1 protein-coding gene is annotated in these 703 nt (G+C 69.3%); it reads right to left on the reverse strand.

Annotated features, from left to right (window positions below; all coding sequences use genetic code 11):
* A partial coding sequence (locus ADK36_RS10055; protein WP_425315499.1) for a SpnB-like Rossmann fold domain-containing protein occupies positions 1 to 703 on the reverse strand: 703 nt, incomplete at both ends.

Consider the following 703-nt stretch of genomic DNA (forward strand, 5'->3'; position numbering starts at 1 on the left):
GCCTTGGCGGATGGCGAGTTGGGGTTCGTCGAGGGTGTTCAGGGTGGCGGCGATACGGTTGAGGGGGATGGTGTCGTCGGTGTCGAGGAGGGTGATCCGGCCGGGGTTCTCCGCCTGAGCCGAACGCAGCAGGGCATTGGCCGTGGCAGCGGAGAGATCCGTCAACTCGGTGGGACGAGCAACGGATACGGCGCCGTGGGTGACGGCGAGCAGGCTCGTGTCCTGGAGACGGGGCTCGGCCAGATACGCCTGGACGACCTCCAGCACATGGCTCGACAGCGCGTGCACGGCCGCCGCATCACAGTCGTCCCCGTTGCTCTCGCCGGACATGTGCAGAACGACCACGTCGGGCACGTCGTCCGCACCGGCCACAGCCCGTACGTCCGCCACCGACTCCACCGGCACGACCGGAACCGACGCCTCGGTCGGCTGCGCCGCCGAAACCTCCCACGTCAGACGGAACATCGGCTGCTCGGACACCCCCGAACCGCTCTGCCGCAACTCGTCCCCCACGGGCCGCGCCACCCACGAGCCCACCGAGGCCACCGGATTACCGACGGTGTCGGCCAACCGCATGCTGATCGTGTCCTGGCCCTGGAAGCCGATGTGGACGCGGAGGGTGGTGGCTGCGCCGGCGTAGAGGTGGACGTCGTTCCAGGCGAAGGGGAGGACGAGGTGGCGTTCGTGGTCGGGTTGGTCGGTG

The organism is Streptomyces viridochromogenes (genome assembly GCF_001270495.1).
In the GTDB taxonomy this organism is placed as follows: domain Bacteria; phylum Actinomycetota; class Actinomycetes; order Streptomycetales; family Streptomycetaceae; genus Streptomyces; species Streptomyces viridochromogenes_A.